The sequence below is a fragment of the Thiothrix nivea DSM 5205 genome (assembly GCF_000260135.1).
Classification (GTDB): Bacteria; Pseudomonadota; Gammaproteobacteria; order Thiotrichales; family Thiotrichaceae; genus Thiothrix; species Thiothrix nivea.
The window spans coordinates 4398794-4417459 of sequence record NZ_JH651384.1; the positions used below are offsets into that span (position 1 = coordinate 4398794).

The 18666-nt window shown below is 56.2% G+C and carries 15 protein-coding genes and 1 pseudogene; 8 read left to right on the plus strand and 8 right to left on the minus strand.

Going from position 1 to position 18666, the window contains the following annotated elements:
- Positions 1-154: 154 nt before the first annotated feature.
- The 7 genes from THINI_RS21885 to THINI_RS21915 all read right to left on the minus strand — a co-directional run bounded on the left by THINI_RS21885 (position 155) and on the right by THINI_RS21915 (position 7903).
- Entirely contained in the window at positions 155-2110 is a 1956-nt protein-coding gene (locus THINI_RS21885) for a heavy metal translocating P-type ATPase (RefSeq protein WP_002710674.1), read from the minus strand.
- A gap of 84 nt (positions 2111-2194) precedes the next feature.
- Positions 2195-3745, minus strand: coding sequence for an ATP-binding protein (locus THINI_RS21890; RefSeq protein WP_002710675.1), 1551 nt, complete (start codon positions 3743-3745; stop codon positions 2195-2197).
- A 73-nt stretch (positions 3746-3818) separates the two neighbouring features.
- The gene (locus tag THINI_RS21895; RefSeq protein WP_002710676.1) at positions 3819-4790 is read right to left on the minus strand and encodes an arginase; all 972 of its coding nucleotides are present in this window, start codon (positions 4788-4790) and stop codon (positions 3819-3821) included.
- Positions 4768-5214, minus strand: coding sequence for a type II 3-dehydroquinate dehydratase (locus THINI_RS21900; protein ID WP_002710677.1), 447 nt, complete (start codon positions 5212-5214; stop codon positions 4768-4770). Before THINI_RS21900 ends, THINI_RS21895 begins: the two co-directional genes overlap by 23 nt.
- The gene (locus tag THINI_RS21905) at positions 5211-6125 is read right to left on the minus strand and encodes a 2-hydroxyacid dehydrogenase (protein ID WP_002710678.1); all 915 of its coding nucleotides are present in this window, start codon (positions 6123-6125) and stop codon (positions 5211-5213) included. The genes THINI_RS21900 and THINI_RS21905 overlap by 4 nt, the downstream gene beginning before the upstream one ends.
- The gene (locus THINI_RS21910; protein WP_002710679.1) at positions 6122-6748 is read right to left on the minus strand and encodes a class I SAM-dependent DNA methyltransferase; all 627 of its coding nucleotides are present in this window, start codon (positions 6746-6748) and stop codon (positions 6122-6124) included. Before THINI_RS21910 ends, THINI_RS21905 begins: the two co-directional genes overlap by 4 nt.
- 45 nt (positions 6749-6793) lie before the next feature.
- The gene (locus THINI_RS21915) at positions 6794-7903 is read right to left on the minus strand and encodes a mandelate racemase/muconate lactonizing enzyme family protein (protein WP_002710680.1); all 1110 of its coding nucleotides are present in this window, start codon (positions 7901-7903) and stop codon (positions 6794-6796) included.
- 199 nt (positions 7904-8102) lie between these two features.
- Between THINI_RS21915 and THINI_RS21920 the strand changes: the two genes are divergently transcribed.
- The 6 genes from THINI_RS21920 to THINI_RS21945 all read left to right on the plus strand — a co-directional run bounded on the left by THINI_RS21920 (position 8103) and on the right by THINI_RS21945 (position 15776).
- Positions 8103-9101: a beta/alpha barrel domain-containing protein gene (locus THINI_RS21920; protein ID WP_002710681.1), complete on the plus strand. Its 999-nt coding sequence runs from the start codon at positions 8103-8105 to the stop codon at positions 9099-9101.
- A gap of 77 nt (positions 9102-9178) precedes the next feature.
- Positions 9179-10414: a pyridoxal phosphate-dependent aminotransferase gene (locus THINI_RS21925; protein WP_002710682.1), complete on the plus strand. Its 1236-nt coding sequence runs from the start codon at positions 9179-9181 to the stop codon at positions 10412-10414.
- Complete coding sequence (locus THINI_RS21930) at positions 10411-11412, plus strand: TauD/TfdA family dioxygenase (RefSeq protein WP_002710683.1); 1002 nt, start codon at positions 10411-10413, stop codon at positions 11410-11412. Before THINI_RS21925 ends, THINI_RS21930 begins: the two co-directional genes overlap by 4 nt.
- 22 nt (positions 11413-11434) lie before the next feature.
- A complete protein-coding gene (locus THINI_RS21935) occupies positions 11435-12544 on the plus strand; it encodes a mandelate racemase/muconate lactonizing enzyme family protein (protein ID WP_002710684.1) in 1110 nt (369 codons plus the stop codon).
- A gap of 20 nt (positions 12545-12564) precedes the next feature.
- Positions 12565-14637, plus strand: coding sequence for a heavy metal translocating P-type ATPase (locus THINI_RS21940; protein WP_002710685.1), 2073 nt, complete (start codon positions 12565-12567; stop codon positions 14635-14637).
- 26 nt (positions 14638-14663) lie between these two features.
- A complete protein-coding gene (locus THINI_RS21945; RefSeq protein ID WP_002710686.1) occupies positions 14664-15776 on the plus strand; it encodes a mandelate racemase/muconate lactonizing enzyme family protein in 1113 nt (370 codons plus the stop codon).
- 21 nt (positions 15777-15797) lie between these two features.
- On the opposite strand, the gene THINI_RS21950 is transcribed toward THINI_RS21945, so the two are convergent.
- Positions 15798-16184 carry a hypothetical protein gene (locus THINI_RS21950; RefSeq protein ID WP_002710687.1) on the minus strand — a complete coding sequence of 129 codons (387 nt, stop codon included), beginning with the start codon at positions 16182-16184 and terminating at the stop codon, positions 15798-15800.
- Positions 16185-16382: 198 nt separating this feature from the next.
- On the opposite strand from THINI_RS21950, the gene THINI_RS21955 reads away from it, so the two are divergent.
- Together THINI_RS21955 and THINI_RS21960 are read left to right on the plus strand one after the other, a co-directional pair.
- The gene (locus THINI_RS21955) at positions 16383-16700 is read left to right on the plus strand and encodes a hypothetical protein (RefSeq protein ID WP_040839704.1); all 318 of its coding nucleotides are present in this window, start codon (positions 16383-16385) and stop codon (positions 16698-16700) included.
- A 310-nt stretch (positions 16701-17010) separates the two neighbouring features.
- A pseudogene (locus tag THINI_RS21960) lies at positions 17011-18020 on the plus strand (ISAzo13 family transposase).
- The last annotated feature ends 646 nt before the right edge of the window (positions 18021-18666 follow it).

Consider the following 18666-nt stretch of genomic DNA (forward strand, 5'->3'; position numbering starts at 1 on the left):
AGGCTGCCAATGAGGAGAATGCCCAGCAAAATCAGCCCTGCAATATGTAAAAAACGGATTTTCTGTTGTGAGGGGGGGGTGTCGTCCATGTCAGTTGTTCGAATTTTAACAAGGTTAATAGCCTAATCCGAAACCGGGGCTTTGAGAAGCCGACTTAACAATTCTTGACATTTTGCTGGTCGGAGAGCCTCAACCCGGTCGCATAGGCCGCGCCGTACAGCAGGCTGGACTGGAACGGCCCGAACGCCAGCAGTGGCACCGCCAGCGCGTTGGTGGCGCCGAACCCGATCCACAGATACAGGCTTTTTCCCAGGCTGTTGCGCAGGTGTTCCGCCTTGTCGAACAGCTGGCCGAACGGCTCCAGGCTGTCATCCAGCAGCACGATCTGGGCGACCTCGCTGGTAATGGCGGAAGCACTACTGAGGCATACGGAGACATTGGCCTGTTTCATCGCGATTGCGTCATTGAGGCCGTCGCCGACAAAGCAGACGCGCCGCCCCTGTTGCTGGAGTTGCCTGATCAGGGCCGCCTTGTCCTGCGGCAGCACACCGCCGTAAGCGGCATCCAGCCCCAGCGTATCCGCCAGACGCTGGGTGGGGGTCTGCTGGTCGCCGGAGACAATCGCCAGCTGTTTGAATCCGCGTTGGCGCAAGGTGTTGATCAGGGCGGGAACCTCCGGGCGCAGGCGTGGATGCAATTCCAGCGCGCCCTGTATTTCACCGTCCACGCTGAGCAGGATGAAAGTGTGCCCCTGGGCGGCCTGCAGGGCGGTTCTGAGCGGTGCAGGCAAAGGCGGGTTGTCGAGCGCCTGCCGGATGAAGCGCTCACTGCCCACCCTGATTTCATGCCTGTTGATCTGCACGGTGATGCCCAGACCCAGGTCGTAATGGCTGTGGCTGGCTTCGGGTAACTCCAACCCACGCTCATTGGCTGCGTCGAGGATGGCGAGGGCGACAGGGTGTTCCTGCCGTTGTTCCGCCGCCGCCGCGAACGCCAGCAGCGTGTCTGCATCCAGCCCGCCGCAGGTGATGATATTGACGACTTGCGGATGTGTCTGCGTCAGGGTGCCGGTCTTGTCGAACAGGATGGTGTCGATTTTCGGCAGCTCTTCCAGCACTCGCCCATCCTTGATGAATATGCCGCGTTGCAGGATGCCGCGCAGGTGGGCGGCAGTCTGCACCGACAGCATGGAACGCACGGTATTCAAAGGTGCGCTGAACAGCAGGGCCAGCGCCGGACTGACACCGATCAGCGGGGAAACGGCTGCGCTGGCAGCCAGCAAGGGCAGGGCGGCCCGGTTTGCCCAGGCTTCACCTTTCAGTTGCAGTTGGCTCTTGTAATCGCGGGTTTGTTGTAACAGCTCGTTCAATTTGTGGATGCGGGTTTCCGCGCCGCTGTGCTCCGCTGCAATCACGATACGCCCGCTCAGGACAATGGTGGCGGCCATCACAGGGTCGCCCTCGACTTTTTCCAGCGGATTGGCTTCGCCGGTCAGCGCCTGTTGGTCGATCAGAGCCGCGCCTTCGATAATACGGCCATCCACGGGAATCGCGCCGCCAGTGGTGATAATGACGCCGTCGCCGGTTTGCACCTGTTCCAGCGGGATCTGTTGTTCTGTGCCGCCTGCGGTAATCCACACGGTTTCAGGAGCCTGCTGGTAGGCGTCAGCGGCGAGGCGGGCCGAATCCGCGCGGCTTTTTTCCACTAGATGCGTGCTGGTGTGGTAAATCACGTTATGCAGGGCGGCGGCGAAGTAATTGCCCGTACCGACCAGCAACACGGTGACCAGCGAGGTATAGCTGTCGTTGTTGACCTTTTTGTCGGTCGGCAACGCCCGGAAAGCCCGTTGCAGGGGCGGAACCAGGTTGTAACTGATAATGCCCACGCCGAGCAGGTTGAGTGGCGGATACAGGAAGTAGGCGGCGGTTACTACCACTAAGGATGCGCCGCTGACTTTGGCGTGATGGAGGTTGTCCGTGTCAGGTTCGGGCGGCTGCTTTTCTGTCTTTGCCAATGTCTGATTGACAGCGATTTTGCGGGATTTGTGCGTGTCGAGTAAGCGCTTGCCGACATAAACGCCTGCCATGACGCCAAGGTTGGTGAGTAACATGGATAGCCTCTGTTTCTGCCTGTGCTACAAATTTAGCATGGTGAGTCAATGGCATTAAGGATACGCAACAATTCTTAACATTTGTTACTGGAGTGACTCGAACCGCCAGTCATCCACGGTTTTTTCCTGGCTGCTGAAGTTGATGCCGATCAACACTTTCTCACGCGGATCAGCCAGATAAGCCCCGGCGTAGTTCTTGTCTCGGATTTGTTTGAGCGCGGCGTCGGCGCTTTGACCCAGCTTGAATTCGATAATGTAGATGTGTGTCGACGTTTTCACCACACAATCAATCCGCCCGGTGCTGTCATTCACTTCGGCTTCGCTGTACTGCCCCAAGTAAAAGAACACCAGATAAATCAGGCTGTGGTAATAGGCTTCGGCTTCCTTGATGAAGATGTGCGAGGGGATTTTCTTGAAGATGCTTTTGATAATGGTGATGACCCGTTCCAAGTCATTGGCCTGGAATGCCTTGTGCAGGTGAACCACCAGCGGTGTATTCAGGGCGGCGTTGTTTTCAAAGCGCAGGTCGCTGATCAGGTATTGCAGCAGAGACTCCTTCACTTCGGCATTGGGGTAATCCAGTCTGTACAGGCCGTATTCGTCCTCGCTTTTGATGGTCAGGTAGCCGGTCTGGAACAGGATGGGGATGGCCTGCAAATGCTCGATGTCGTAGCTGATGAAGCTATGCCCGTTAACTTCCAGTTGGGACAGGTCATACAGGCCGTCGCGCCGCATCAGCCTGATCAGGAACGTCGGCGTGCCGGTTTCAAACCAGAAGTTGTGAAAGCGCCCGGTTTCCATAAACGACAGGATGGAATAGGGGTTGTACAGGCTCGGCTGGTCAACATCCCAGCGGTAGCCGTTGTAATAGTGGCGGATTTTCTCCAGCAGGGTGTCACGTTCCAGATTTTTTTGTTGGGCAAGGGGTTCAATCCGCTCCGCGAAATAGTGTTCCAGTTCCGCCTGCGTGTAGCCCAGCATGGTGGCGAAGCGCGGGTGTCGGCTAATATCCAGCAGGTTGTTGAGGTCGGAGAAAATCGATACCTTGCTGAATTTTGACACGCCGGTAATCAGCAGGAAGCGCAGGTAGGGGTCGCTGTCCTTGATCACCGAATAGAAATTTTTCAGGATCTGCTGGTTGGTTTTGGCCTGTTCGATGTCATCCAGGTAGTCAATCAGGGGTTTGTCGTATTCGTCCACTAGCAACACGACCTGCCCCTGTGTGGCGGCCAGTTTTTCCAGCAGTTCGGCAAACAGGGTTTTGAGAGTGGGGGCGGTCAGCTCAATGGCGTATTGTGCCGCAGCTTCATGCAGGGCGCGTTGCAGGGCGGCGTCCAGACCCAGCGCCTGATAATCGAGTTTGGCCATTTGCAGATGTACAACCGGGTATGACTTTTCCCAATCGTAATGCTTTTGAATCCAGAGGCCGTCAAACAGTTCTTTTGCGCCGTTGAAAATGGCCTTGAGGGTGGAAAGAGTCAGGGATTTGCCGAAACGGCGTGGGCGGGAGAGAAAATAATAACCGCCGGTGAGTGTGATCAGGTCATACAGGTATTGGGTTTTGTCGACATACAGATAATCTTCCGCACGGATTTTGTCGAAAGTTTGCAGACCGATGGGGAGTTTTTGCAGCATGGGGTTCTGACCCTGATGGAGTAACACCCTTAGAGTAGCATACTGAAGTTAATGCCAAAGCAGGGGCGGCGTCTTAACCGCTGGCATCAATAGTGTTTGCCAGAATTTCCCAGGCGGCCTCGCCCATAGCGTTGCCCTTGTCATCCAGCACCGGATTCACCTCGGCGATTTCCAGGCAGCAGACTTTGGGGTTGGCCATGAACGCCCGCATCAGGGTCAGCGCTTCCTCCATGTACAGGCCGTCCGGTTCCGGCGTGCCGGTTCCGCGCGACACCACATTGCAATCTAGGCTATCCACATCGAACGAAACGTACAGCCGGTCGCAATGCGCCAGTTGTTGCTGGATCAATTTCGCGTAATGTTCAGCGCCCTTGTCCCGGATCGCCGCCACCGTATGCAGCGGTATGCCAAGGTTTTCAATCAGAATGGAATGCTCCGGCTTGAAAAAGCGCACGCCGATCAGGACTAGGTCTTCCGGCAAAATTTTGGGAACAACGCCGCCCAGTTCCTTCAGATGATTCCAGCGGCGCTGGTCTTCCGGTGACAACGGATTGGGCGTCTCGCCCAGGAAATCCCGCGCTTGTGTATCCAAGCCCAGCGCCGCGCCCAGCGGCATCCCGTGCATGTTGCCGGAGTGGGTGGTGTAGGGGGAATGCATGTCGCTGTGTGCGTCGATCCAGATAACGCCCAGACGTTCTCGCGGGTAAGCCTGCCGGATTCCGGCCAGTGTTCCGGCGGCGGATGAGTGGTCGGCGGAAAGAACCAACGGGAAATCACCCGCCTCCAGTGCATCGGTGACGGTGTTGCAGACAGTCAGGCAGTTTTCCAGGATGTAACGCAGCCGTTTGACATGCTGACAGCCGACGTTGTGATTTTTATCCGCCAGCAGGTCATTGCGGTCGGGTAGGCGGATGGTTTCATGACGCACGAAAAAGTCGCTGCCCGTCTTGTGCGCCGCCATGCGGATGGCGTCCGGCCCCATGCTCGCGCCCAGTTGCGCCGCGCCCAGTTCTGAGCAGACTTCAATGATCCTGATAGCGTTCATGCTTGAGATGCCTCAGCATCGCTTCCAGCGCGATGAAGTAGGAGTTGATGCCGAAGCCATGCACCACGCCGACGGCGGCGGATGACAGGGCGGAGGGAATATTGCGCTCGTCGATATTGGTCAGGTGCAGTTCCACATACGGCGGGGCGACATACTTCAGGCAATCCCGCAGCGAATAAGCGTTGTAGGTGAAACCCGCCGGGTTGGAGAGAATACCGTCCACGCCCTGCTCCACGCTGGCATAGACTTTGTTGACCGCCTCGCCCTCGATATTGGTGTAGAAAATTTCCAGCTCGTAACCCCAGTCGGTGGCGTGTCGCCGCAGCAGCGCATCCAGCGCTTCCGCCGTGGTGCTGTCGTAGGTATTGCCTTCGCGCCTGCCGAGCGAGTTCAGGTTCGCGCCCTGTATCAACAACAGTTTCATGTTGCCTGCTCCTGCACGTAATCCGCCAGCGTTTGCGTGAAGATGGCGATGCGACGGTTGAAGGCGTCTTGCGTATACCAGGCGCGGCGCGGGCTGAGGATGGTGTTGGGCAGACCCAGAAAACGTTCGTCTTCGTGGTGAATGTCCATGCCCGCATACGACAGCCTGCCGCTTTCCAGTGCCTCGTCCAGGGCGGCAATATCAATCAGCTCATCCGGCGAAATATTGATGAGGATGGCTCCCGGCTTGACCTTCGCCAGTGTGTCGGCGTTGATCAAGTGACGGGAATCTGCGTTTAGCGACAGGGTGAGGAAAATGATGTCGCTTTCCGCCAGCAGGGTGTCCATATCCACTTGGGTGGCGATGTCACTGTCTTTCGGTTTGCGATTGCAAAACACCACCTTGATGCCGAAGCCCTGCAACATGCGGGCAACTTGCGAGCCGATCGCACCCATGCCGATAATGCCCGCCTGCCTGCCGAACAGTTCGATGCCCTGATACTGGAAAATCTGGAAGTCTTCGTTACGGATTTCGCGGTTGTAATCAGCAATGCGCTTGGCGGAGGCCAGCATCAGCGCCATGGCGTGCTCGGCGACCGATGCGCCGGTGAATCCGGGGGTGTTGCGGATGTCGATGCCGTGTTGTTCGCAGTAAGCCTTGTCGATGTAATCGGTGCCTGTGGTGATGGTGATGATCAGTTCCAGTTTCGGCAGTCTGGCAAGGTTTTCAGCGTTTAAATCCATCAGCGTGGTGATCAGGATTTGTGTGTCAGGGTGGGCTTCCAACGACTTCACCAGTGAGAAGCCGCCGGAATGATCCTGCGCCCAGTGCATTTCAATACCGGGAATGTGGTCGAAACAGTCTTGCGGGTAAGGTTCGCGGTCATTCAGGAACAGGCATTGTTTGCTCATGCCGTATTCTCCTGTTTGGCCGGTACGGTGAACACCCAATAGTGACCGTCAGCTTCGCTGCCCAGATACGGCTTGTTCATACGGCAGTCCACCAGTGACAGCTCACCGGCATCCACTTGGCTTTTGTAATAACCATCGAAGTCATACGTGTCGTAGTAGGTGGTCTTGGTGCTCATGATGATGGTTCCACCCGGTTTGGTGGCTTGCGCCAGATAGCTGAGGGATTTGGGTTCGACAAAATCCAGTGCGAATACGCCGCAACAAACGGTCAGGTCGTATTGGCCGTGCAGGAAAAACGGTAGCGGCTTGTTCAGGTCGATCCAGGCCATCAGGGTCTGGTAAGCGCCGGAATGATGCGCTTGGGCAATCATGCCCTGTGATAAATCGGTGCCGTCGATGTGCCGGAAACCCTTTTTTTGCAGCGCTTGCCCGACCAGCCCTGAGCCACAGGCCACGTCCAGCACCTTGAAATCCGCCAGGTCAGGGGAAACCGGGATTTTACCGGCGTCCGCCAGTTCCATGAGGTAGTCAACGATGTAGTCGGGGCCGTCGTAGTTTCTGGCGGCGACATCCTTGTTGTAGTCGGGTGCCCAGTTGTCGTAGCGTTCCTGATGGCTGATCATGATGTTGTCTCGATCCTTGCTTGTGCGTGAAAAAAGTGTGATGGGTCAAGTATAGACGGCAACCGGCTCGCCCAGTATGTCCATGATGGGTTCCAGCCCCAGACCGGGCGCGTCGGGCGGAATGCCAACACCGTTATCGAAGACGTAGCCGCCGAGTGCGGGTACGACCGTGTGCAGGCGGGTATTGTCGGAAGTCGCCAGCCGGTAGCGGGCCGGGGTGGCGGCGGCCAGATGCACGGCGGCGGTGCTGGCGATGACGCTGCCGCCGGTTTCCTCGATATTCATGCGCAACCCGGTTTGGACGCAGAAATCCCGCATCCGCCGCGCCTTGGTGACGCCGCCGACGCGCCCCAGCTTGATATTGATGGCCTGGGCGATATTCTCCCGCTGCGCCTGCAACAGATCCGTGTAGCTGTGGATGCATTCGTCCAGGATCAGCGGGTTGCGGGTCAGTTGCCGCACCGCGCGGCATTCGTCCAGGGTTTCGCAAGGCTGTTCGAAATACAGGGTGGGATCGTTTACGGCGTTGATGATTTGCACTGCCTGATCCGGCAGCCAGGCGCGGTTGGCGTCGATGGTGATTTTTTCATGGGCTTGCAGGTCGGCGCGGATGGCTTGTATACGGGCAATGTCGGTGGCCACATCACCGCCGATCTTGGGGGAAAAGATGCGGTAGCCCAGTTCGCGCAGGTTACGCAGGTCGGCCACCATTTCATCCGGTGAGCCGTTGGCGAATACGCCCAGAATGTCGACGCTGTGGCTGAAACGCCCGCCCAGCAGGGCATACAGGGGCAGTTGCGTATGTTTGCCGAGAATGTCCCAGCAGGCCATATCCAGCGCCGATTTGACATACCAGTGACCGGCCAGCAACACATCCATGCTGTGGTTGAACTGATCCGGATACAGCGGGTTTTCGCCCAGCAGATGCGGAGCCAGCTCGGCGATACCGGCGTGAATCCCCGCCGAGAACGCGGGCAGGTAGGCATTGCCAAACGGGCAGCCTTCGCCCCAGCCGGTCAGCCCGGTATCGGTTTCGATAGCGACGATAACGCTGTCCATCTTCTCCACGTACACCCGCCCGCCCGAGACGAGGTAGGGTTTTTTGAGGGGAAGTTCCAGTGCGTACACTGTGATTTTGCTGATTCTGGCCGACATTGCCCGTCCCTGTAGCAAAGTTCAAATTCATGGCAGTATACTGTCACGTAAGCAGGTGTTGAACACAACCGGAGAAATGTTAAGAAATGTTAAGCCCGATTGTGTTCGCGCCCGAACCTGAATAGTCTACTCACGTATCAGGCTGGCTGCTTTGTCGGCTGCTGGTAAATGCCGAGGTTTACGAAGCGGGATGCAAGACATGGCGGACATCAGTCTGGAAAATATACTGGACGTGACATTGCGGGATGGTGGTTATCTCAACCAGTGGCAGTTTTCCAGGAAAGAGGTCAGGTATCTGCTTGACTTTCTGGCAAGGCAAGGCATCAGGCAGGTTGAAGTCGGCTTCTTGCGTACTGCTGCTCAGACGACTTCCGTGGTCAATGGCTGTCCGGCTACATTTCTGCAAGAAATTACGCAGCAACATCCGGGGATGCAGTGGGTCGGCATGTTGAATCCGGCAGATGCGGACTGGCGGGAGGCGGTGGCGGGCAAGCTGCCATATCTGTCGCTGGTGCGCCTGACCTGCACAGCAGAGGTGATTGGGCAAGCCTTGGAGATTGCGGCTTATCTGCACGAACAATCTCCCACCATCAAGGTCAGCATCAACCTGATCTGCATTTCCTCTTACCGTTACGCTGAGATCGTTGATTTGTTGAAGCGCATCGCCCCGTCACCCCATGTCGACCGCCTGTATTTCGCTGATTCGCGTGGCGCTTTGTTACCGCACGAAATTGAGCCGTTGTATGCGCTGGCGAAACAGCATTGTCAACTGCCGTTGGGGTTTCATGCCCACGATACACTCGGCAATGCGGTTGAGAATTCCAACCGGGCATTTGTCTGTGGTTGCGATTTGATTGATGTTTCGCTGAACAGCTTTGGTCTGGCAGGGGGCAACACCTCACTGGCTGCGTACCTGAAGGCAAATGCGCTGGCTGATACGCCCATCGAAACGGCGACCCTGGATTTTTGCGAACAGCACCTCTCGCTGCGGGAAGCGGACATGGGGGATCGCGGCCTGTTCGCCTTGCTCGCCCGGCAAAACGTTGACCCCATCTGGAGCGACGATCTGCTGGAAACGTATCCGCATGAGCTTGCCGGGTTGATAGACCGGTTGCCGCGACAGCCTTATAAAACGCTGGACGAGGTGCTGACTGCCATTCGTGCGCTGGAAAAAGAGCCTTGCCATGAGAAATGTTAAGAAGTGTGACGTTTGCTTGTATCCGGCGAAATTAGCGCCTAACCTTTCCGCAATGTGACAGGAAAGAGGCTCAGCTAATGTTCAACAACTACCGCTCGTATCCGTCGTTAGCCATGGATGAGGTCATGGATGTCTTTGAACAGGTTGACCATCAACGTCAGGAACCGATCAATTTCGGCAAGGGCGTTTCCTGCTTCAACCCGTTCGATTACGTCGATGTCTGTCTGAATGGTGAAAACCTGGGGCGGCACGTGGGTTACGGCGATATCAACGGGCTGGAGAGTTTGCGTCACGCCATTTGTCGCTACTACGGGGAAAAATTCAATTACGATCTGGCGCCGCAACGGGTTTGCATTACCGATGGCGCATCCGGAGCGCTGAACATTGCCCTGGCGATGTTGCTTGAAACGGATGGGGAAATCATCCTGCCGAAATCCCATTATCCGGCTTACAAGGTGCTGGCGCAGATATTCGAGGCTCGCTGCATTCTGGTTCCGGTCAGGGATGATTACTGCATTGATGTGGAACAGTTGCCGCGTTTCATTACTCACAAGACGCGAGCCATCCTGCTTAATTCCCCCAGCAATCCACATGGCGCGGTGCTGAGTGCGGATGAATTGGAAGCCATTTCCCGACTGGGTGTACCCGTTATCTTCGATGAGGTGTATCAATCCCTGCCGTTAGGTAATGAGCCTATCCCCAGCGCCATTCACTGTTCCGACCGACATATGCTGGTGAACAGCCTGTCCAAGTCACTGGCTATCGCCGGGTTCCGCGTCGGTTACCTGATCGTGCCGGAATCCCAGGTGCAACTGATGACCAACGTAAAGGCCATCCTGAATATGTGCACCAGCCTGCCCAGCCAGATGTTGGCGGAAAAGTTGTTTCGGCACTGGGATGAACTGGTCGGCAGGCATCGGCAAATGCTGCGCGGCAACTGGCGTACCTTTGAGCAGACGGCGAAATATTTTGGCTTGCGTCTGCGTTCACACCCCAAAGCCGGTTTCTTCGCCTTGGTGGATGTGGCGGAAGCGAATCGGGACGCCATGCAGGTTTCACATGAGCTGGCGCGTTACCATGCGCTGGGTTCGACGCCGGGAATTGATTTTCAGCATTACGATAACGCCTTCCTGCGTTTGAACTTCGCCTGTCATCCGCACCAGATCAAGCTGGGGTTGGCGCGTCTGGCCAATTACCTGCAATGTGATGAGCGCAAGCCGCTGCCCAAACCGACCCCTTTGCCTGTTGGCCGGACAAGACACAAGCACAGAATCCTTTTACCGGAAAAACAGTTTTTAGGAGCCGCCGTATGACGAATACCGCTACTCAGCGCCCCATTTACCCGTTTGGTGATCAGCCTTTCGCCCTGGGAATGGAGGATTATCAGGTAGATTGTGCCATCCATACCGATGATCTGGAACAGGCCATTCGCGGGCAGTGGCGCGAACAGGGGCTGGTCGTGCTGAAAAATACCGGCATGCAACATTTGAGTGAATTACAGCGTTGGGCCGAGGTTCTGTTTCAGGATTTCGCCGCCTATGAAGGTGGTTCCGCACCGCGCGACAAGTTTGGGAAGCATGTTTTCGCCCTGGGGGATGCGCCGCCGACGATTGATTTGTGTTTCCACAATGAAGGCTGTTACCTGCCGGTTTACCCGCGTTGCTTCGTGATTGGCTCGACGCGATGCCCGCAGGAAGGGGGCTTTACCCTGCTGGCGGATAATGAAAAAGCCACGCAAGCCTTGCTGGCGACGGATATCGGTCAGAAGCTCAAGGATAAAGGCATGCGTTACGTGCGCATGATGTATGACCGGGAGCTGGCCTGCGAGCTGGGTTACAAGCCTTGGCAGGATACGTTTTTCACCAACGATCCGCGTGAGGCCGAACAGTCCGTGCAGGCCAAGGGCTGGGATTACGAGTGGCTGCCGAATGGGCACTTGCGCACCAGTTACAGCGTGGACGCTTACGAATACCACCCGGAACTGGACAAATCGCTGTTTTTTGCCGGTTTGGCCAGCCATGCCGCCTTTTTCGACCAGTGGCATCCGTTCAATGCCATGCCGGATGAGGAACGTCCGCTGAACATGACGCTGGGTGACGGCACACCGTTCACCAATCAGGAAATCGCCGACATTTACGCGGCCTACAACCACGCTTCCCTGGCGCTGGACTGGAAGCAGGCGGATTTGGCATTGCTGGATAACCTGCGCTGGGCGCACGCCCGCCCGGCGTTCACCTTGCAGGCAGGTGAAGAGCGTGTTCTGGGTGTGGCCATGGGCATGATGACAGAGCGTGTGGGCAACCGTTTTTAAGTTTTAAGCAGGAGGCGTCGTTATGCGCATCAAGCAAGTTTCTCTCTATCACAAGATCATGCCAATGATTTGCGGCAAATTCTCCTGTTCACTGGAGCCGGGCACCGAAACCGCTGACGTGGTGATTACCCGCGTGGAAACCGAATGCGGCTTGGTGGGTTACGGCGAGGCTGGTTCGGTCGGCGGCTACCCCAATTACGCAGCGGGTACGGTCAGCAGCAGTGCTGAGCTGATCGAACGCCACTTGATGGATAAAGACCCGCGCAATGTCAATGACATCCAGTACGTGATGTCACTGATTGACGGGCATGGCGCGATCAAGGCCGGTTTTGATATGGCGTGCTGGGATATTCTCGGCAAGTCCAGTGGTAAGCCTCTGTATGAGCTGCTGGGCGGCAAACTGCGTGACCGCGTGCCGATTTACCGATCCATTCCGACCATCGAGCCGGAAGAGATGGCGCAGTCGGTGGATGACTGGCGCAGCGAAGGCTACCGCATGTTCCAGTTGCGGGTTGGGCATGGCGACATCCAGGCCGATTTGCAGCGCATTGCCGGTGTCATCGCCAAACGCAAGCCGGGTGAACTGTTCACGGTGGACGTGGCTGGTCACTGGCGGCGCGATGAAGCCTTGTACATCCTGAATACGGTCAAGGATCTGGATTTCACCATTGAACAACCCTGCTGGACGATGGAAGATTGCATGTCGATCCGCGACCGCACTGCGTTTCCGCTGAAGCTCGACAATAGCCTCAACGGGGTGCAGGATGTGTTGCGCGCCTACAAAAACAACGCCTGTGACAGCGTGGTGATCCAGGTCAACAAGTACGCCGGTGTCACCCAGGCGAAATTTGCCCGCGATATTGCCGCTGCCGGAGGCATGGGTATTACCTATGCCACACAGTGGGGCACGGAAATTACCGGTGCTGTGCTGGTGCATCTGGCCTTGACGACCCCGCTTAACCGTTTTATCAGCACCCTGGATATTCACAACTACTCGTCACTGACAGTCGCGACCAATGACCCGATCGTGGTCGATAACGGCTTTATGTGGATGGGCAGCGATGCGCCGGGGCTGGGCGTGGTGGTCGATGACGAGCGGCTGGGTGAGCCGGATCGGGTGATCAGCCAATGATGAAGTTGGCAGGTTGAGCTATGCCGATTCCTTTGTTGGTTGCGGGTCTGGCGCTGGGCGGTAGTACGGGTGTGCTGTTGGGCAAACTGCGTAACGCACGCCGCCGCAAGCAATCACAGCGACAGCAACTGCTGACGCAGCGTGAAGCGGCATTGCCAGTCAAGTCCCCGCCAGAAAAGCAAAAAGTGGCCATGTCAGCGGCTGAGGCGGAGGCGGCGCAGCAGCAGCGTATTTCGCTAGGTGCATTAGGCTTTCTGGGGCTGGGAGCTTTGACGATACCTACAGTTGGCTTGGTGGGTTTGCCGCTGCTGGCTTACAACTATGCCTACATGATGCGTAAAATCTGGAAGTCTTATCAGGAAAAGCGCAAGTGGAGCATTGCTGCACTGGACGCGATCTCGATCAGTTTTGCCATTTTCATGGGTTTCTTTATTACCGCAGGTCTGTTGTTTGCGGCGTTTTTTACCGCCAATCGCCTGATTGCGCGTACCGAGCGTGAGGCACAAACCGATTTCAGTCGTATTTTTGGTGAACTGGGTGAAACCGTCTGGCTGTTAAAAGACGGCGCGGAAATCGAAGTGCCGCTGGAAAGCTTGCAAGCTAAAGACGTGATTGTGGTACACGCGGGTGAAATGATCCCGGTGGATGGTCATGTCATTGCCGGTGAGGGTACGGTCGACCAGCATTTGTTAACCGGCGAATCACAGCCTGCTGAAAAGAAAGCCGGTGATGGCGTATTTACTTCCACCTTGCTAATTGCCGGTAGTTTGCAGGTGGTAGTGGAAAGGCAGGGTGTGGACACCCTTACCGGGCAAATTGCCAAAACCCTGGAACACGCCGCTACCTTCAAGCACCAGGTGCAATCACGCGGCGAAAAGCTGGTCGAGCAGGGGGCATCGCGCACCATGCTGGCGTCTGCGCTGGCGTTGCCCTTTCTGGGGTTGGGGCAGGCGGTCGCGCTGAGCTACAGCGGTTTCGGCTATCAGATGCGCATGTCAGCGCCGTTGATGGTACTGAACTACCTGCGGATTGCCTCCCGTAACGGTATTTTGGTGAAAGACGGGCGCGCGCTGGATACCCTGCAAAAGGTCGATACCATCGTGTTCGACAAGACCGGCACACTGACGGAAGAAGTGCCGCAAGTGGGGCAGGTGATTGCCTGCAGCGGTTTCAGTGAGCAACAGTTATTGCAATACGCGGCCAGCGCCGAGCAGCGTCAGAAACACCCGATTGCTCAGGCCATTTGCCATCACGCCGGGCGGCAAGGTGTGGCAATGCTGAGTGTACTGAATACCGATTATGCGGTTGGGCACGGTTTACAGGTTACCTTGCAGGATAAACAACAGGATTCAACACCGCATACTATCCTGATTGGTAGCCGTCGCTTTGTGGATGCCGCAGGCATTGCCGTGCCGGATACCATTGAAAGTTTGCAGGCTGCCGCCGGTGATAAAGGCTACTCGGTGGTGTATGTTGCCACCCGTGAAGGTGAGTTAATGGGCGTGATCGAATTACGACCTGCCTTGCGCCCGCAAGCTAAAGAAGCGATTGAGACACTGCATAAACTGGGTGTGACGTTGTACATCATCTCCGGCGACCAGGAAAAACCTACCCGCCATCTGGCGCAAACGCTGGGCATCGATCACTACTTTGCCGAAACCCTGCCGGAAGGCAAGGCGCAACATATTGAAAGTTTGCAGGCGCAAGGGCGCAAAGTGTGCTTTATCGGTGATGGCATTAACGATTCCGTTGCGCTGCAAAAAGCGGATGTATCGGTGTCGTTGCACGGCGCGGCGACGATTGCGCAGGACACCGCTGATATTTTGCTGATGACGCCGGACTTATTGCACCTGCCTTACTTGCTAAACATGTCGACCGAATTGCATCAACGCATGAATAACAGTGAGCTACTGAATAATGCGTTCGGTATTGCCTGTGTCTCCGGTGTGTTGCTACTGGGAATGGGAACCAGTGGCGCGATTCTGCTGTATTCCGGCGGCTTGCTGACCAATTTGTCCAACTCGATGCTGCCCTTGCTAACCCACCCCGAAAAACAGGCCATTCCCAAGGCTAGATCATTACCCCCTGATTGAGTTCGCTGGAACCTGAGGATATTGCCATGCGTATTACCAAAGTCTCCCTGTTTCACAAGCATTTGCCGATGTTGTGTTCTTCTTTTACCTGTTCGCTGGAACCGGGCGTGACCAGTGCCGATGTGGTCATTGTCAAGGTGGAAACCGACGAGGGTTTGGTGGGGTATGGTGAAGCGGGAGCGGTCGGTGGCTACCCCAACTATGCCGCTGGCATTATGTCGAGTAGTGCGGAACTGATTAAACGTCACCTGATTCACCAGGATCCGCGCGACATCAACGCCATTCAGCACCTGATGTCGTTGATCGACGGGCATGGTTCCATCAAGTCGGCGTTCGACATTGCCTGCTGGGACATTCTGGGCAAGTGGATGGAGCAGCCGCTGGCAAGGTTGCTGGGTGGCAGGCTGCGCGATTCCGTGCCGGTTTACCGGGGCCTGCCGCTGAAAAAACCGGTGGAAATGGGCAAGGAAGCGGATGCATGGCGCACCGAAGGTTACCGCATGTTCCTGATGAAAGTCGGCAGCGGCAATCTGGCGGAAGACGTGGAATGCATCGAGGCCGTGATGGCGAACCGGCAGCCGGGCGAACATTACACCGTGGATGCATCGGGCCGCTGGCGTCCGGAAGAAGCCCTGTATGTGCTAAAAGCCGTGCAACACTTGGATTTCGTACTGGAACAACCCTGCTGGCATTACGACGAATGCCTGTCGGTGCGCCAACGTACCGGGCGCGCTGTCAAGCTGGACAACGTGATTACCGATGTGAACATGGTGTTGCGGGCGCAGGCTGACCGTTCCTGTGAACTGATGACGCTGAAAATCGACAAGCTGGGCGGCGTCAGTCAGGGGCGGATGGCGCGTGACATTACTTCAGCGGCCGGTATCGCGGTCACCATGGAAGCGCAGTGGGGCACGGAAATCATGGGCGCGGCGGTCACCCAACTGGCGACCACGACGCCCGCCAACCGTTTGCTGGCGGCTTCCGATGTGCATACCTACTCGTCGCTGACGACTGCGAAAGGAATGCCGATCTTTGTGGAGGACGGCATGATGGGCATGGTGAATAATGATTTGCCGGGTTTGGGTATCGAGGTTGACCCGGATTCGCTGGGCGAGGCAGGCATCATCATCAATGCCTGAGCAGTCATCGAGTGTCTGGCATCAGGTCTGCCGTGTAGGCGTTGTGCCTGTCTGGGTGACTGTGAAGCTGATGTTATTTTCCTGTTTATAAGCCAGCCACTCGGTGGCGGTCAGCATCGCTCCCCAGCGTTCCCTGGGGCAGACTTTACTGGCGACCATGGCAGCTTTCGGCATGGTACAACCGCAGTGCGGACAAACTCCGGCTTCACAGCATTCCCGGCACAAGGTGGTGCGGTAAACCAGTTGCTCGGTATACGCCATGATTTCGCTGTAGGGAATGTGGATGCCTTCTTTTTCGATGGTGGCTCCATCCAGGTAGGATGCCCATTTGTTCGGGTCGCTGACATCTTGTATGCCGCGCGCCAGGATATTGCGTTTCAAGCTGGTGAAAAATTCTGTGAGTGCCATGGTTGGTTCCTTGCTGAGTTGGCTTGCAGCATAGGGTGGGGGGCGGTGGTTTTCAATCATCCCTGTGTTACAGGCAAGATTTCTGATGCTAGACTCAGCCTAACCAGCAACCCGAGCATGCCCGCATGAAAAAGCACTTCAACACCGCCGGCCCCGTCTTCCCCGGCAAGCATTACTGCATCGAGCCGATGAAGCGCATTGACTGGGAGGAAGTCCGCCAACCTGATCGATGCCGAGAAGTACTTCGTGCTGCACTCCCCGCGCCAGACCGGCAAGACCAGCACCTTGCTGGCGATGATGGATGTGCTCAACCGGGAAGGCGAGTATCTGGCGCTGTACGTCAATATCAAAGCGGCGCAGGCGGCGCGTGAGGATGTGTCCTGGGGTATAAAGCATTATCTCTGCGGCGTGCGGGACGTGCGCGCTTACCGCATCCAGACGCCGCACAAGGAAACCATTACTGGCGACAGTGCGTTCTTTGCCGCATTATGGGAAGACACGTGTGGTCAACCGTGATGCCAGCGTCAGTTGGGAAGATAAGGGGATTTCCCTGAAAGATTCCCCCGCAATGGCTACACTTGTCTTATCGACAAGCGGAGTCCCTATCCCCATGCCCCCCGAACCCCAAACAGCTAACCCGATCCTGAGTGAATCCCAGATAGCCGACCTGAAACTGGCGGCCTCGAAAATGTCTGGCAGCACCCGCCGTGCGTTCCAGGCGGACATGAGCCGGAAATATTGTGCAGGCAACGCCCGCCAGACTGAAAGGTGTTTTGGCTGGGGTCGGGAGGGGGTGCAGTTGGGTTTGGAGGAACAGCGCAGCGGCATGGTTTGCGTGGGTGCGCAGGCGGCGTATTGTGGCCAGAAGCGCTGGGAGGAAACCCAGCCGGAAGCGGCAGCCGCCTTGCTGGCGCTGGCGGAAGCACATAGCCAGCAAGACCCGACATTCCGCAGCAGCATCGCCTACACCCGCCTGACGGCGGCGGAAGCCATCCGGCAGTTACAGGCCATGGGTTTCAGCGGTGGACAAGTGCCCGCCCCCAGCACCATGGCGCGGATACTCAACCGGAATGGCTACCGCCTGCGCAAGGTGGAGAAAGCCAAGCCGCAAAAAAAATTCCAGAAACCGACGCCATCTTCGCCAATATCCAGGCCAACGATGGGCAGTTTGCCGATGGGGCGGTCAAACGCCTGAGCATGGACTGCAAGGCGACCGTCAACATCGGTGACTACTCACGGGGCGGGAAAACACGGGGTGACAATAAAGCCGCTGACCATGAGATGGGCTGCAAAGAGAAATACATCCCTTTTGGCGTACTGGATGAGGACAGTGGGCAGGTTTACCTGACCTTCGGCAGTTCCAGCAAAACCAGTGACTTCATCGTGGATTCCCTGTGCCGGGTATGGGAACAGATGCCTTCTGCTGACAAGGACGCCTGCCAGTGCATCCAGATCAAAGCGGACAATGGCCCGGAAAGCAGCGGGATCAGGACGCAATTCCTCAAGCGCATGGTGGAATTCGCCAACCATACCGGTAAGACAGTCCACCTGCTGTACTACCCGCCTTACCACAGCAAGTACAACCCGATTGAACGCTGCTGGGGGATTCTGGAACAACACTGGAACGGCACCCAGCTCAAGGATGCCGAAACCCTGCTGGAATGGGCAAAAACCATGACCTGGAAAGGCATCAACCCCATGGTCGAATTCAGCCACAAGGTTTATGAGAAGGGTGTGACCCTCAGCAAAAAAGCTATGGAGGCTGTTGAGGCGAGGCTGGAAAGAAATGCTGCTTTACCAAAATGGGACATTCTGATTCGCCCTGTTTTTGGGTAATGTCTTTGAGGTAAATCACCTAAGATCTGGCTGTAGCCACGCCGGGTGGCAGGTGGATGTGTGGGGTGTCTGAAGATGGTTTCAAGTTTTGATGCACAAATGCACAAATTGCGATCCCGGAAAATCGAATCATCCGCAAGCGGGTTGTCGCCAGAACCATTGCCGTGCATCTGTGCGCCATTCCGTCTGGCCTGCGTTTGCCGGGCATTGTCAATGGGATTGATGATAAGGGTTATTTGCGTAAACGGGGAATCCCCCGGCAAGTTCGGATAAGCGACGCAATCGGGAAAACCCGTACTCTGACCTGTCGATGGTGTTTGTTCCCATACCTTTGGTGAGTTGTCGTATCCTGCATCATCGCCGCCAGTGTCTTCATATCCACTCTCCTTGTAGGGCAATCCGGGCTGTCAGCGTGAAAACAGGTCGGCAAGAAGAGTGCTGAAAGATTACTTTATGATAGAAATTTATTAAACTGGACTTATGGTAACTTGGTGAGAAAACAATGATGAGGTTCGCTAAAAATCTTTTTACAGCAGTCGTTTTGCTGGTTGCCGGAGGATTTTCATTACAAGTGCAGGCCAAAAACAATAATGATCATGAGAGTAAATTTATTACCACTAGTCAATCATTAGGGCTTATTAAAAAC